The 13,594-nt window shown below is 65.9% G+C and carries 12 protein-coding genes, 1 tRNA gene and 1 pseudogene; 10 read left to right on the top strand and 4 right to left on the bottom strand.

What is annotated here, in order from left to right; genetic code table 11:
* Positions 1–83: 83 nt before the first annotated feature.
* Positions 84–323 (top strand): annotated as a pseudogene (locus tag HAV18_RS30255) (transposase); the annotation flags it as partial.
* A gap of 143 nt (positions 324–466) precedes the next feature.
* Here the strand turns inward: HAV18_RS30255 and HAV18_RS30250 are convergent.
* From HAV18_RS30250 to HAV18_RS30235, 4 genes are all read right to left on the bottom strand, one after another.
* Positions 467–543 (bottom strand) — tRNA-Met (locus HAV18_RS30250).
* Positions 544–701: 158 nt separating this feature from the next.
* The gene (locus HAV18_RS30245; RefSeq protein WP_166963438.1) at positions 702–2,360 is read right to left on the bottom strand and encodes an MFS transporter; all 1,659 of its coding nucleotides are present in this window, start codon (positions 2,358–2,360) and stop codon (positions 702–704) included.
* 226 nt (positions 2,361–2,586) lie between these two features.
* The gene (locus HAV18_RS30240) at positions 2,587–4,134 is read right to left on the bottom strand and encodes a sensor histidine kinase (RefSeq protein ID WP_166963436.1); all 1,548 of its coding nucleotides are present in this window, start codon (positions 4,132–4,134) and stop codon (positions 2,587–2,589) included.
* Positions 4,135–4,151: 17 nt separating this feature from the next.
* Positions 4,152–4,880, bottom strand: coding sequence for a response regulator transcription factor (locus HAV18_RS30235; RefSeq protein WP_166963434.1), 729 nt, complete (start codon positions 4,878–4,880; stop codon positions 4,152–4,154).
* Here HAV18_RS30235 and HAV18_RS30230 point away from each other — a divergent pair.
* The 9 genes from HAV18_RS30230 (at position 4,879) to HAV18_RS30190 (ending at position 13,443) form a co-directional block, all read left to right on the top strand.
* Positions 4,879–5,019 carry a hypothetical protein gene (locus HAV18_RS30230; protein WP_153488778.1) on the top strand — a complete coding sequence of 47 codons (141 nt, stop codon included), beginning with the start codon at positions 4,879–4,881 and terminating at the stop codon, positions 5,017–5,019. The genes HAV18_RS30235 and HAV18_RS30230 overlap by 2 nt on opposite strands.
* A 50-nt stretch (positions 5,020–5,069) precedes the next feature.
* A complete protein-coding gene (gene recA, locus HAV18_RS30225; protein WP_166963432.1) occupies positions 5,070–6,143 on the top strand; it encodes a recombinase RecA in 1,074 nt (357 codons plus the stop codon).
* Positions 6,143–7,009 (top strand): recombination regulator RecX, encoded by an 867-nt coding sequence (recX, locus tag HAV18_RS30220; RefSeq protein ID WP_166963430.1) that lies wholly within the window; start codon positions 6,143–6,145, stop codon positions 7,007–7,009. The genes recA and recX overlap by 1 nt, the downstream gene beginning before the upstream one ends.
* Positions 7,010–7,155: 146 nt before the next feature.
* Entirely contained in the window at positions 7,156–7,764 is a 609-nt protein-coding gene (locus HAV18_RS30215; protein ID WP_166963428.1) for a DUF2889 domain-containing protein, read from the top strand.
* Positions 7,765–7,832: 68 nt separating this feature from the next.
* Complete coding sequence (gene sucC, locus HAV18_RS30210) at positions 7,833–8,999, top strand: ADP-forming succinate--CoA ligase subunit beta (protein WP_014896152.1); 1,167 nt, start codon at positions 7,833–7,835, stop codon at positions 8,997–8,999.
* Between the two features lie 69 nt (positions 9,000–9,068).
* On the top strand, positions 9,069–9,950 hold the full coding sequence (gene sucD / locus HAV18_RS30205; RefSeq protein WP_006477916.1) for a succinate--CoA ligase subunit alpha: 882 nt from the start codon (positions 9,069–9,071) through the stop codon (positions 9,948–9,950).
* A 162-nt stretch (positions 9,951–10,112) separates the two neighbouring features.
* Positions 10,113–10,817 (top strand): TerC family protein, encoded by a 705-nt coding sequence (locus tag HAV18_RS30200; RefSeq protein WP_166963652.1) that lies wholly within the window; start codon positions 10,113–10,115, stop codon positions 10,815–10,817.
* Between the two features lie 97 nt (positions 10,818–10,914).
* Positions 10,915–11,511 (top strand): pilin, encoded by a 597-nt coding sequence (locus HAV18_RS30195; RefSeq protein ID WP_166963426.1) that lies wholly within the window; start codon positions 10,915–10,917, stop codon positions 11,509–11,511.
* Positions 11,512–11,664: 153 nt separating this feature from the next.
* On the top strand, positions 11,665–13,443 hold the full coding sequence (locus HAV18_RS30190) for a Wzy polymerase domain-containing protein (protein ID WP_166963424.1): 1,779 nt from the start codon (positions 11,665–11,667) through the stop codon (positions 13,441–13,443).
* Positions 13,444–13,594: the final 151 nt, after the last annotated feature.

The following is a 13,594-nucleotide window of genomic DNA, read 5'->3' as shown; positions in this document are numbered from 1 at the left end:
TGCATTGCTGTTCAAGCTTTCGCGATCATCTGGAAATTCGGAGCGAGAAATCAGTTGATCTGCTTTGGAAATCCTGGACACAAATGAGTGTTGGTGTTTCGTGGGCAATTTCCCCCGACAGGAACGGGAGGTTGGCGGCGAAGCGCGAGCAATACTCGGTGGAGGAGATCGTGGCAGCGCTCAAGCAGGCGAGGCAGGGCATGCCGGAGTCGGACCGGGATCGGTAACCGGGGATATCCGAACAGACGTATTACCGATGGAAGAAGCCGTACGCGGGGCTGGAGTTGAACCAGATCCGTGTACTGAAGCAACGCCCGGACGAGTAGGGGTGTTTCACGGGTGCCTGCGCTTCCCGAACCGCCTCATACCTGAAACGTTCGCGCTGCTGGCGCCCGGCCCAGGAGAATTTCACGGCATGAAAAGCGGAAAAGCCCGGCAGATCAAAGATCTACCGGGCTTTCGCATTTGGTGGCGAATCAGGGATTCGAACCCCGGACCTGCGGATTATGATTCCGTCGCTCTAACCGACTGAGCTAATTCGCCGAAGAAATGAATTATGTAGATTGGCCGTCAGGCTGTCAACACCTTTTTTCATCTTCCGTGAAAAAAGGTGCCGGCGGCCCGTGCCGGCCTCGCGGCGGGGCGGGTTGCCGTTCACCGGAACCCGCGTCCGGCAGCAACCGCTAGCCCGCCCCTCGACCTCAATCCTGCGCGTAGATGTTCGAGTCCTTCGTCTCCTTGACGAACAGCAGGCCGATCACGAACGTGGCGAGCGCGATCACGATCGGATACCAGAGGCCCGAGTAGATGTCGCCCTTCGCCGCGACGATCGCGAACGCGGTGGCCGGCAGGAAGCCGCCGAACCAGCCGTTGCCGATGTGATAGGGCAGCGACATCGACGTGTAGCGGATTCGCGTCGGGAACATCTCGACCAGCATCGCGGCGATCGGGCCGTAGACCATCGTCACGTAGATCACGAGGATCGTCAGGATCACGATCGTCATCGGCCAGTTGAGCTGCGCCGGGTCCGCCTTGGCCGGATAGCCGGCCGCCTTCAGCGTCGACGCGAGCGTCTTGTCGAACGCCGCGCCCTGCGCCTTCGCGTCGGTCGCCTTGCCCTCGTAGGCCGGGATCACAGTGTCGCCCACCTTGATCTCGGCCATCGCGCCGGCCGGTGCCGCGACGTTCTCGTAGTTCAGGCCGGCCTTCGCGAGCGCGCTCTTCGCGATGTCGCACGAGTTCGTGAACTTCGACGTGCCCACCGGGTTGAACTGGAACGAGCAGGTGGCCGGGTCGGCGACGACGGAGATCGGTGCCTTCTGCGTCGCGAGTTCGAGCTGCGGATTCGCGTAGTGCGTGAGCGCCTTGAAGAGCGGGAAGTAGGTGAGTGCCGCGATCAGGCAGCCCGCGAGGATGATCGGCTTGCGGCCGATCTTGTCCGACAGCGAACCGAAGAACAGGAAGAACGGCGTGCCGATCAACAGCGCGATCGCGATCAGGATGTTCGCGCTCGCACCGTCCACCTTCAGCGTCTGCGTGAGGAAGAACAGCGCGTAGAACTGGCCCGTGTACCACACGACGGCCTGGCCGGCGGTCAGGCCGACGAGCGCGAGGATCACGATCTTCAGGTTCTTCCACTGGCCGAACGCTTCGGTCAGCGGCGCCTTCGACGTCTTGCCTTCCGCCTTGATGCGCAGGAACACCGGCGATTCGTTCAGCTGCATCCGGATCCACACCGACACCGCGAGCAGCAGGATCGACGCGACGAACGGCACGCGCCAGCCCCAGCTGCCGAACGCTTCCTCGCCGATGAACGTGCGCACGCCAAGGATCACGAGCAACGACAGGAACAGGCCGAGCGTGGCGGTCGTCTGGATCCACGCGGTGTAGAAGCCGCGGCGGTTGGCCGGCGCATGCTCGGCGACGTAGGTCGCCGCGCCGCCGTACTCGCCGCCGAGCGCGAGACCCTGCAACAGCCGCATCGCGATGAAGATCACGGGCGCGGCAATGCCGATCGACGCGTAGCCCGGCAGGAAGCCGACCACGAACGTCGAGATGCCCATGATCACGATCGTCACGAGGAACGTGTGCTTGCGGCCGACCATGTCGCCGAGCCGGCCGAACACGATCGCGCCGAACGGCCGCACCGCGAAACCGGCCGCGAAGCCGAGCAGCGTGAAGATGAAGGCGGCGGTCGGATTGACGCCGGAGAAGAAGCTCTTGCTGATGTAGGCCGCGAGCGAGCCGGCCAGGTAAAAGTCGTACCACTCGAACACGGTGCCGAGCGACGACGCGAAGATCACCTTCTTCTCTTCGCCCGTCATCGGCGAGTGGGAAATTTGCCCGCCTAACGTTGCCATGAGTCGTCTCCAAGTCCCTTGATATAGGTGTGCGGCCGCCTTGGGTGGGCGGGCCTGTCGACGATTATTGGTACGGAAACTTACGGCGGACTGACTCGCGCGTGCAAAACGGCTGAGCGTTAACCCGCGCCGAACCGGCCGCTTCGGGTGCTTATCATGCCTGCAACGTCTGGCAAATTGCCGGTTTTGACGCAATCGCGGTGTGCGGCGGCAGCGTGCGTCAGGGTTAATCCGGGGCGGTTTCGGTCAGCGGCAGGCTGACGCGCACGAGCGTGCCCGCGAGGCGCGGTGCTTGCTGGTAGATGTGATCGTCGAGCGTCAGCGTGCCGCCGTGCTGCGTGGCGATCTCGCGCACGATCGCGAGCCCGAGGCCGCTGCCGTCGCCTTCGCGGCCGAGGATCCGGTAGAAGCGCTCGACGACGCGCTCGCGTTCGGCGGCCGGGATGCCCGGCCCGGTGTCCTCGACTTCGAGATGCACGAACCGCGCCGCGGGCTCGGCGCGCACGCGCACCGTGATGCGGCCGCCGTCCGGCGTGTAGCGGATCGCGTTGTCGATCAGGTTGCCGAGCATCTCGCGCAGCATCACCGGATTGCCGTCGACGTCGAGCGGCGTGTCGTCCGGCGGGCCTTCGTAGCCGAGATCCATGCGTTTCGCGAGCGCGGCCTGCACCCAGTCGCGCACCGCGCGCCGCGCGAGCGCGGCGATCTCGACCGGCTCGAACGTCAGCCCGCTCGCGCGGTTCTCGGCGCGCGCCAGCGCGAGCAGCTGCGTGACGAGCCGCGCGGCCTGCTCGGAGCTCGTCGCGATCTGCTCGAGCGAGCGCTGCACGTCGTGCGGGACGGGGTGGCGCAGCGCGAACTCGGCCTGCGTGCGCAGGCCCGCGAGCGGCGTCTTCATCTGGTGGGCGGCGTCGGCGATGAAGCGCTTTTGCAGCGCCATGTTCTGTTCGAGGCGGGCGAGCAGGTCGTTGAACGACGTGACGAGCGGCTCGATCTCGGGCGGCGCGCGCTGCGCCTCGACCGGCGACAGGTCGTCGGGCCGCCGCGCGCGGATGTGCGCCTGCAGCGCGTTGAGCGGTGCGAGCCCGCGCGACAGCCCGAACCAGACCAGCAGGATCGCGAGCGGCAGGATCACGAACTGCGGCAGGATCACGCCCTTGATGATGTCGTTCGCGAGCGCGTTGCGCTTGTCCAGCGTTTCGCCGACCTGCACGAGCACGGGCTGCGTGCTGTCCGATTGCGGCAGCGCGACCGTCGTATACGCGACGCGCACGTCGTTGCCGCGCAGCAGGTCGTCGCGAAACATGACGACGCCTGGCGGCGGGCGGTCCTCGTCGCGCGGCAGCGGCATGTCGGCTTCGCCCGCGACCAGCTCGCCGCGTGTGCCGAGTACCTGGAAGTAAACACTGTCGACGTTGTCCGCGCGCAGGAAGTCACGCGTCTGTTCCGGCAGTGTCAGCTCGGCGACGCCGTTTACCGGATGGATCTGCCGCGCGAGCACGTACGCGTTGGTCTCGAGCGCGCGATCGAACGGGCCGTTCGCGATCGTCTTCGCGACGAGGTAGGTGACGGCGATGCTCATCGGCCACAGCAGCAGCAGCGGTGCGAGCATCCAGTCGAGGATCTCGCCGAACAGCGAGCGCGGGCGCGGTGCCTCGGGCGCGTCGGTTTCGTCGGGAGGCGCGAACGGGTTCTCGTAGCGCGCGTCGCGCGCCTCGTCGGCGGCCGACGACGGCGCGCCGGTCGGGTGGCGGGTAGGGGCCGGCGTGGCCATCGCGGCGACGCCCGGTTTCAGCGCAGCGGCGTGCCGGCCACCGCGGGCTGGGGCGCGGCCGTGTCGGCCGGCGCAGCGGGCGCGACCTTCTCGAGGCAGTAGCCGAGGCCGCGCACGGTCGAGATCCGTACGCCGCTGGGTTCGATCTTCTTGCGCAGCCGGTGCACGTAGACTTCGATCGCGTTGTTGCTGACTTCGTCGCCCCATTCGCACAGATGGTCGACGAGCTGCTCCTTCGACACGAGCCGGCCTATCCGCTGCAGCAGCACCTCGAGCAGGCCGAGCTCGCGCGCGGAGAGGTCGAGCACGCGATCGTTCGCATACGCGATGCGGCCGACCTGGTCGAACGCGAGCGAGCCGTGGCGCACGACGGTCGGGCCGCCGCCCGCACCGCGCCGGGTCAGCGCGCGCACGCGCGCCTCGAGCTCGTTGAGCGCGAACGGCTTGGCCATGTAGTCGTCGGCGCCGAGGTCGAGCCCCTTCACGCGCTCGTCGACGCTGTCGGCGGCGGTCAGGATCAGTACGGGGAGGTTGGAATTGCGGGCGCGCAGGCGCTTGAGCACGTCGAGCCCGGGCATTTTCGGGAGCCCGAGATCGAGGATCAGCAGGTCGAACGTCTGCATCGACAGCGCCGTATCGGCGTCGACGCCGCTCTTCACGTGGTCGACTGCATAGCCCGATTGGCGGAGTGACCGGGTGAGGCCGTCCGCGAGTATGCTGTCGTCTTCCGCGATGAGAATTCGCATGGTGCTGACCGATGGCCGGCAGGGCGTTCGCGCCGGCCGGCTGTCTCCGAAGTTATTCGTGTACAACGCAGCCTGCATTGCGGGCTTGCACAAAACACTGTTTTTTTATACAGTGTCTGCATTCGTGGGCGGCGCTTGAAAGCGGGCGCGCCTCTAACAGACGCTGCTCATCATAGCAAAGGACGATTCATGGAAGATAGCAAGAAGGGCTCCGGGATGACCGCCGAGAAGAGCAAGGCGCTGGCCGCCGCGCTTGCCCAGATCGAGAAGCAGTTCGGCAAGGGCTCGATCATGCGCATGGGCGACGGCGAGGCGGCGGAAGATATCCAGGTCGTCTCCACGGGTTCGCTGGGTCTCGATATCGCGCTTGGCGTCGGCGGCTTGCCGCGCGGCCGGGTGGTCGAGATCTACGGCCCGGAATCGTCCGGTAAAACCACGCTCACGCTGCAGGTCATCGCCGAACTGCAGAAGATTGGCGGCACGGCCGCGTTCATCGACGCCGAGCACGCGCTCGACGTTCAATACGCGGCGAAGCTCGGCGTGAACGTGCCGGAACTGCTGATCTCGCAGCCGGACACCGGCGAGCAGGCGCTGGAAATTACCGATGCGCTGGTGCGCTCGGGCTCGATCGACATGATCGTCATCGACTCGGTCGCGGCACTCGTGCCGAAGGCCGAAATCGAAGGCGAGATGGGTGATTCGCTGCCGGGTCTGCAGGCCCGCCTGATGTCGCAGGCGCTGCGCAAGCTGACCGGCACGATCAAGCGTACGAACTGCCTCGTGATCTTCATCAACCAGATCCGGATGAAGATCGGCGTGATGTTCGGCAATCCGGAAACCACGACGGGCGGCAATGCGCTGAAGTTCTATGCGTCGGTGCGTCTCGACATCCGCCGGATCGGCTCGATCAAGAAGAACGACGAGGTGATCGGCAACGAAACCCGCGTGAAGGTCGTCAAGAACAAGGTGTCGCCGCCGTTCCGCGAAGCGATCTTCGACATCCTGTACGGCGAAGGCATTTCGCGCCAGGGCGAGATCATCGATCTCGGCGTGCAGGCGAAGATCGTCGACAAGGCCGGCGCCTGGTACAGCTACAACGGCGAGAAGATCGGCCAGGGCAAGGACAACGCGCGTGAATTCCTGCGCGAGAATCCGGAAATCGCACGCGAGATCGAGAACCGCATTCGCGAATCGCTCGGCGTTGTTGCCATGCCGGATGGTGCAGGCCACAACGAAGCCGAGGCGATGGACGAAGAAGAGTGATGGTCGGGCGCCGAGGTCAGGCTGGCAAGCCGGAGGAGTGCGACACGCCCGAAACGGCGGGTCGCCCCGGCCGGCGAGCCGGATCCTCGGGCGCCGATCAGCGGGGCGCGGGCAGCCATGCCGCGAACCGCACCGCGACGAGGGCATCCGACGATGCCCTCGTTTCGTTTGAGATAACCGCACCGGACGATCCGTTCGACGACGATGAATCGTTCGACTCGCACGACCGCTCCCGTCGTCGCGTGTCCGGTGTCAGTTTCCCGGGCGATCGCGCAGCCGATGCGTCGGCGCCGGCCAGGGAAGATGTCTACACGCGCAGCAGCCAGCATCCGCGCCGCACGCGTCGAGCGTCGGGCACTTCTGCCGGCACGTCTTCCGGTGACGCCGCCGCCGGTGAGCGCAAGTCGTCGAAGCCGCCGCGATCCTTGAAGGGACGTGCGCTCGGCTATCTGTCCAGGCGTGAATACAGCCGTGCGGAACTCGCGCGCAAGCTCGCTCCCTACGTTGGCGAAGACGAATCCGTCGAACCCGTGCTCGATGCGCTGGAACAGGAAGGCTGGCTGTCCAATGCGCGCTTTGCCGAGAGTCTCGTGCATCGCCGCGCGTCGCGTGTCGGCGTCGCACGCATCGTCAGCGAGCTGAAGCGGCATGCGGTTGGCGACACGCTCGTCGAGGAGGTGAACGCCCAGCTTCGCGAGACCGAATGGGCGCGTGCGCAGGCGGTCTGGCGCAAGAAATTCGGTGCACTGCCGCAAACGCCGGCCGAGCGCGCGAAGCAGGCGCGCTTTCTCGCCGCGCGCGGCTTCTCGAGCGCGACCATCGTGAAGTTGCTGAAGGTCGGCGACGATTTCCCGATCGACGACTGACTGAGCCGATCGCGCGCGTGGCGCGCGATTTTGCTGCAACGCAACGACTTCCGGACAGGCGGGAATACCCGCCGTCGCGTCAAAGTGTCTCAAATACCCAATATGCTAAAATCCGTGGGTTTTCCTCTTCGGCCTCAACCTCCAGCATGCCGCTATCCGAGCCCGTGCCCCGTCAGTTGCGACATCGACGCGCAATCCGAGCGGAAGCTTACGAGCGCGGCGACGGCTTGTGGGACATCGAAGCCTGCCTGACCGACCACAAGCCGCGCGATGTCGCGCTTGCGTCGGGCATCCGGCCCCAGGGCCTGCCGATCCACGAACTCTGGCTGCGCGTGACTATCGATCGTGACCTCAATATCGTCGACGCGGAAGCGTCTTCGGAATGGGTTCCCTATCCCGGTCACTGTCAATCCGCCCCTCCTGCCTATCGGGCCCTCATCGGGCTCAATCTCTTCCGCAATTTCCGCCGCAACGCGAACCGGCTGCTCGCCGGCGTCGCAGGCTGTTCCCATCTCACCGAACTGTGCGCCGTGCTGCCGACGGCAGCGATCCAGGCGTTTGCCGGTGATGTATGGAACGTGCGCGAGGAGGGCGGCGAAGAGCCGGATCATGACGACGCACACGCCGAACCGCCTTTCCAGCTTGGCCGCTGCCGGGCGTTGCGGTTCGACGGCGAGGTCGTGCGGCAGTACTACCCGCGGTGGTATGGCCCGATTCGGCCGGATCTGCCCGGTGATGGCAGCACGAAGGAATGAACGGAAATCATTCGAAGAAGCGTCTAAAGCGACTTTTCATCCAACTCTCAGACTGAAGGGAATCACGCATGAAGATTCACGAGTACCAGGGTAAGGAAATCCTGCGGAAATTCGGAGTCGCGGTACCGCGCGGCAAGCCGGCGTTCTCGGTTGACGAGGCCGTCAAGGTGGCAGAAGAGCTCGGCGGCCCGGTATGGGTCGTGAAGGCTCAGATTCACGCGGGTGGCCGTGGCAAGGGCGGCGGCGTGAAGGTGGCGAAGTCGATCGAGCAGGTCCGCGAATACGCGAACCAGATCCTCGGCATGCAGCTCGTCACGCACCAGACCGGTCCGGAAGGCCAGAAGGTCAACCGTCTGATGGTCGAGGAAGGCGCCGACATCAAGCAGGAACTGTATGTCAGCCTCGTCGTCGATCGCGTGACGCAAAAGATCGTTCTGATGGGTTCGAGCGAAGGCGGCATGGACATCGAAGAAGTCGCCGAAAAGCACCCGGAACTGATCCACAAGGTCATCGTCGAGCCGTCGACGGGCCTGCTCGACGCGCAAGCTGACGACCTCGCCGCGAAGATCGGCGTGCCGGCTGCTTCGATCCCGCAAGCGCGCGCCATCCTGCAAGGCCTGTACAAGGCATTCTGGGAAACCGACGCATCGCTGGCTGAAATCAACCCGCTGAACGTCGCCGGCGACGGCAAGGTCATCGCACTCGACGCGAAGTTCAACTTCGACTCGAACGCGCTGTTCCGTCACCCGGAAATCGTCGCGTACCGCGATCTGGACGAAGAAGATCCGGCTGAAATCGAAGCGTCGAAGTTCGACCTCGCGTACATCTCGCTCGACGGCAACATCGGCTGTCTCGTGAACGGCGCAGGCCTCGCGATGGCAACGATGGACACCATCAAGCTGTTCGGCGGCGAGCCGGCGAACTTCCTGGACGTCGGCGGTGGCGCGACGACCGAGAAGGTCACGGAAGCGTTCAAGCTGATGCTGAAGAACCCGGACCTGAAGGCGATCCTCGTGAACATCTTCGGCGGCATCATGCGCTGCGACGTGATCGCGGAAGGCGTGATCGCCGGTTCGAAGGCCGTGAACCTGAACGTGCCGCTCGTCGTGCGCATGAAGGGCACGAACGAGGACCTCGGCAAGAAGATGCTGGCCGATTCGGGCCTGCCGATCATCTCGGCGGACAGCATGGAAGAAGCTGCGCAGAAGGTCGTCGCGGCTGCCGCAGGCAAGTAAGCGCGCGCTAATGAACACGCATGGCGGCGCGGTTCGCACGCGACGCCAATCGAACAGAGGTCAAAATACATGTCGATTCTGATCAACAAGGACACGAAGGTCATCACGCAGGGCATTACCGGCAAAACCGGTCAGTTCCATACGCGCGCCTGCCGTGAATACGCAAACGGCCGCGAAGCATTCGTCGCGGGCGTGAACCCGAAGAAGGCCGGCGAAGATTTCGAAGGCATTCCGATCTACGCGAGCGTCAAGGAAGCGAAGGCAGAAACCGGCGCGACCGTGTCGGTCATCTACGTTCCGCCGGCAGGCGCAGCTGCTGCGATCTGGGAAGCGGTCGAAGCCGATCTGGATCTCGCGATCTGCATCACGGAAGGCATCCCCGTCCGTGACATGATCGAAGTGAAGGACCGCATGCGTCGCGAAGGCCGCAAGACGCTGCTGCTCGGGCCGAACTGCCCGGGCACGATCACGCCGGACGAACTGAAGATCGGCATCATGCCGGGTCACATCCACCGCAAGGGCCGCATCGGCGTCGTGTCGCGTTCGGGCACGCTGACGTATGAAGCCGTTGCGCAGCTGACGGCACTGGGCCTCGGCCAGTCGTCGGCAGTCGGTATCGGCGGCGACCCGATCAACGGTCTGAAGCACATCGACGTGATGAAGATGTTCAACGACGATCCGGATACGGATGCGGTCGTGATGATCGGCGAAATCGGTGGTCCGGACGAAGCCAACGCGGCAGAGTGGATCAAGGACAACATGAAGAAGCCGGTCGTCGGCTTCATCGCTGGCGTCACGGCGCCTCCGGGCAAGCGCATGGGCCACGCCGGCGCGCTGATCTCGGGCGGTGCGGATACCGCCGAAGCGAAGCTGGAAATCATGGAAGCGTGCGGTATCACCGTCACGCGCAACCCGTCGGAAATGGGCCGTCTGCTGAAGAAGGCGCTGTAATATTTCCCCCTGGGTTCGTCCTGCAGAAAACGCCGGCTTTGCCGGCGTTTTTTGTTATGCTCGCGCAATGAATTCGTAAGCACCCACCGGACATGCGTCGTGCATGTGCCGGCGATGAACCAGGCCGCCTGCCAGGCCGCCACTGTCCTGCACATCACCCCCATGCTCGAATTCCTGACGTCGCTGCACTGGGGCGCCGTTCTCCAGATCATCATCATCGACATCCTGCTCGGCGGCGACAACGCGGTCGTGATCGCGCTCGCCTGCCGCAACCTGCCGGCAAACCAGCGACTGCGCGGCGTCATCTGGGGCACCGCGGGGGCGATCCTGCTGCGTGTCGCGCTGATCACGTTCGCGGTCGCGTTACTCGACGTGCCGTTCCTGAAGCTCGGCGGCGGGTTGTTGCTGCTGTGGATCGGCATCAAGCTGATGGCGCCGGCCGCCGACGCGCACGACGACATCAAGCCGGCCAGCCGGCTGTGGGACGCCGTGAAGACGATCGTGATCGCCGATGCGGTGATGAGCCTCGACAACGTGATCGCGATCGCCGGCGCGGCCGAGCAGGCCGACCCGTCGCACCGGATCCCGCTCGTGATCTTCGGGCTCGTCGTCAGCGTGCCGATCATCGTGTGGGGCAGCACGCTGGTGCTGAAGCTGCTCGACCGTTTCCCGATCGTCGTGGCGCTCGGCGCCGGGCTGCTCGGCTGGATCGCGGGCGGGCTGATCGTGAACGACCCGGTCGGCGATCGCTGGCCGGTGCTCGATACGCCGCAGGTGCTCTACGGTGCGAGCATCGCGGGCGCGCTGTTCGTCGTGGCGATCGGTTACGCGCTCAGGCGGCGCAGCGGCGCACCGCGCGTGCACTGACGCTGGCCATCCGGCCGACTGCCGGATTCACGGCCCGCTGGCTACGATCGAGACGCCTGCCTTTACCGGCAGGCGTTTTTCGTTTCCGGAGCCTGCCATGTTCGAAGCCTTTTCCGTTTCCCTGTTCCGTCGCGTTGCCGCCGATCTGCGGCGCGCGAACCGGTCGTCGCCGCGCTGGCGGCCGGCCGGCTTCACGCTGATCGAACTGATGATCGTGCTGGCGATCGTCGGCGTGATCGCCGCCTATGCGATTCCCGCGTACCAGGATTACCTTGCGCGCTCGCGCGTCGGCGAGGGGCTCGCGCTTGCGTCGTCCGCGCGGCTGGCCGTCGCCGACAACGCCGCGAGCGGCGCGAGCCTCGACGGCGGCTATAGCCCGCCGGCCGCGACCCGCAACGTCGAATCCGTCGCGATCGACGGCGAGACCGGCCAGATCACGGTCGCTTTCACGACGCGCGTCGCCGCAGGCGGCGCCAATACGCTGGTGCTTGTGCCATCCGCGCCCGACAAGGCCGACGCGCCCACCGCGCGCGTGCCGCTCAAAAAGGGCGCAATGCAGGCCGGTGCGATCGCGTGGGAGTGCTTCGCCGCCGGCAAGGATGCGTCGTCGCTGCCGGCGCCGGGGGCCGGGCCGTTGCCGGGCGACGCCGCTACACTGCCGGCGAAATATGCACCGGCGGAGTGCCGCGCGTAGTACCGGCGGCGCAGCAGGGCGGCGAGGGCCGCATGCCGGCGGCCACTTCAGTCGGCCGGGGTGGCCGCCCTGCGGCGGGTCGCGGCGCGAAGGCCCCGCACAGAGGGGGGAAAGTTTTGTATAGTGCGCCGGTTGCTGACATCCGGTTCGCTCATGCCTTCTACTTTTTCCCGTTCGTTGCCGCTCGTTGCGCTGGCTGTCGCCCTGATCGTGCCGTACGCGATCACGAATCACACGTATCCGATCCCGACTTTCTATTCCGAGTTTTCCGCACTGGTGCTGTATCTGCTGGTGGGGGTGTCCGTCGTGCTGCTCGCGAGCACGGGTCGCCCGGCCGAGCCGTTTGCCGCGCCGGCCGCGTTCGTCGCGCCGCTCGGGTTCGCCGTGGTGCTCATCGCGCAGGTCGCGCTGATCCCGCTCAAGGTGCCGTCGATGAACTGGCTTGCGGTCGGCTATCTTGCCGCCGCGCTGGTCGCGATGCAGGCCGGCTATGCGCTTGCGCGCGACGGGCTGGCCGAAGCCGTGTCACGGATGATGGCCGGTGCGCTGCTCGTCGGCGGCGTGTTCGCGGTCGGCACCCAGATCGTGCAGTTGTTCCACCTCGAGTCGGCGCTGTCGCCGTTCGTCGTGATGTACAACGTCGCGGTCGATCGCCGCCCGTACGGCAACATGGCGCAAGCGAACCACCTGGCCAGCTACATTGCGTTCGCGCTCGCGGGCGCGCTGTATCTCGTGCAGACGCGCCGGCTCGCGGTATGGGCGTGGTTCGCGCTGTCGATCGTGCTGTCGGTCGGTCTTGCGCTGACGGTGTCGCGCGGGCCGTGGCTGCAGGTCGCGGTGATGGTCGTCGCGGGCTTCTGGATGGCGTGGCTCGAATCGCGCCGCGCGCCGGGCAATGCGCGCGCATGGGCAATCCCGGTCGTGCTTGCGGTGGCGTTCATCGCGGTGAACGTGGCGGTACGCTGGGCCAACGTGCACTACCACCTGGGTCTCGCGGAATCCGCGGCCGACCGGATGCGTGACGCGGGGCAGATCGCGCCGCGCCTCGCGCTGTGGAAGTACGGGCTCGCGATGTTCCGCGAGCATCCGCTGCTCGGCGTCGGCTGGGGCGAGTTCCCGTCACACCAGTTCGCGCTGGTGCGTTCGCTCGGCGGTGTCGAGATCGCGAACAACTCGCACGACATCTTCATCGACCTGCTCGCGAAGTCCGGCCTCGTCGGCCTGGGCGTGCTCGTCGTCGCGCTCGTGACGTGGTTCGTGCGTGCGGTGCGCGCGCCGCAGTCGAGCATGCGCGTGTTCGGCTTCGCGCTGATCGGCATCCTGCTGATGCATGCGCTGGTCGAGTATCCGCAGCAGTACATGTTCTTCCTGTTGCCGGCGATGTTCGTGATCGGACTGCTCGAAGTAAAGCCGCTGCGTATCCTGCCGGGGCGCGCAGCCTTCGGGCTGTTCGCGGTGCTGTCGGTCGGCGGCGTGTTGGCGGCGGTGCCCGTGCTGCGCGACTACCAGCGCGCGGAGGTGCTGTATTACGGCAGCAATCCGGCCGCGCAGTACCGCGATGCGCCGTCGTTGCTGTTCGGCGCCTGGGGCGAATACGGCGCGGCTACGCTGCTCCCGATTTCGGCGGACGACCTGCCGGCCAAGCTCGCCGCGCATGAGCGCGCGATCGCGCTTCTGCCCGGCGAGACGGTGCTGCGCCGCTATGCGGCGCTGCAGGCGCTGGCCGGCCGCGAAGCCGACGCGCTCGACACCGTCGCGCGCCTGCATGTGTTTGCGAAGGAGTTGAAGGACTGGCCGCAACAACTGGCGGCGCTGTACAAGCTGTGCGATCAGCAGCCTGCACTGAAGCCGTTCAAGGCGGCGGTCGTCGCGAAATACGGCGAAGTTCCGGCCGATGCGGCCGACGACGAGGACGACGACGATTCGGATTGATACGCGCAGCGCCTGCCGGAACGGGGAATTCCGGCAGGTGCCGCGCCGTGAGGAAGCAGCGGTGCGCGCGGGGCGGAACCGCCCGGCTTGAACCGGGCGAATCGACCGCGTATCGATTACCTCGTGGATTGCGCGGATTCCGGCTGAAGGC

The organism is Burkholderia sp. D-99, from assembly GCF_011605345.1.
Classification (GTDB): domain Bacteria; phylum Pseudomonadota; class Gammaproteobacteria; order Burkholderiales; family Burkholderiaceae; genus Burkholderia.
The sequence above is the reverse complement of the archived record's forward strand: the minus strand, read 5'-3'. Positions and strand labels throughout refer to the sequence as shown.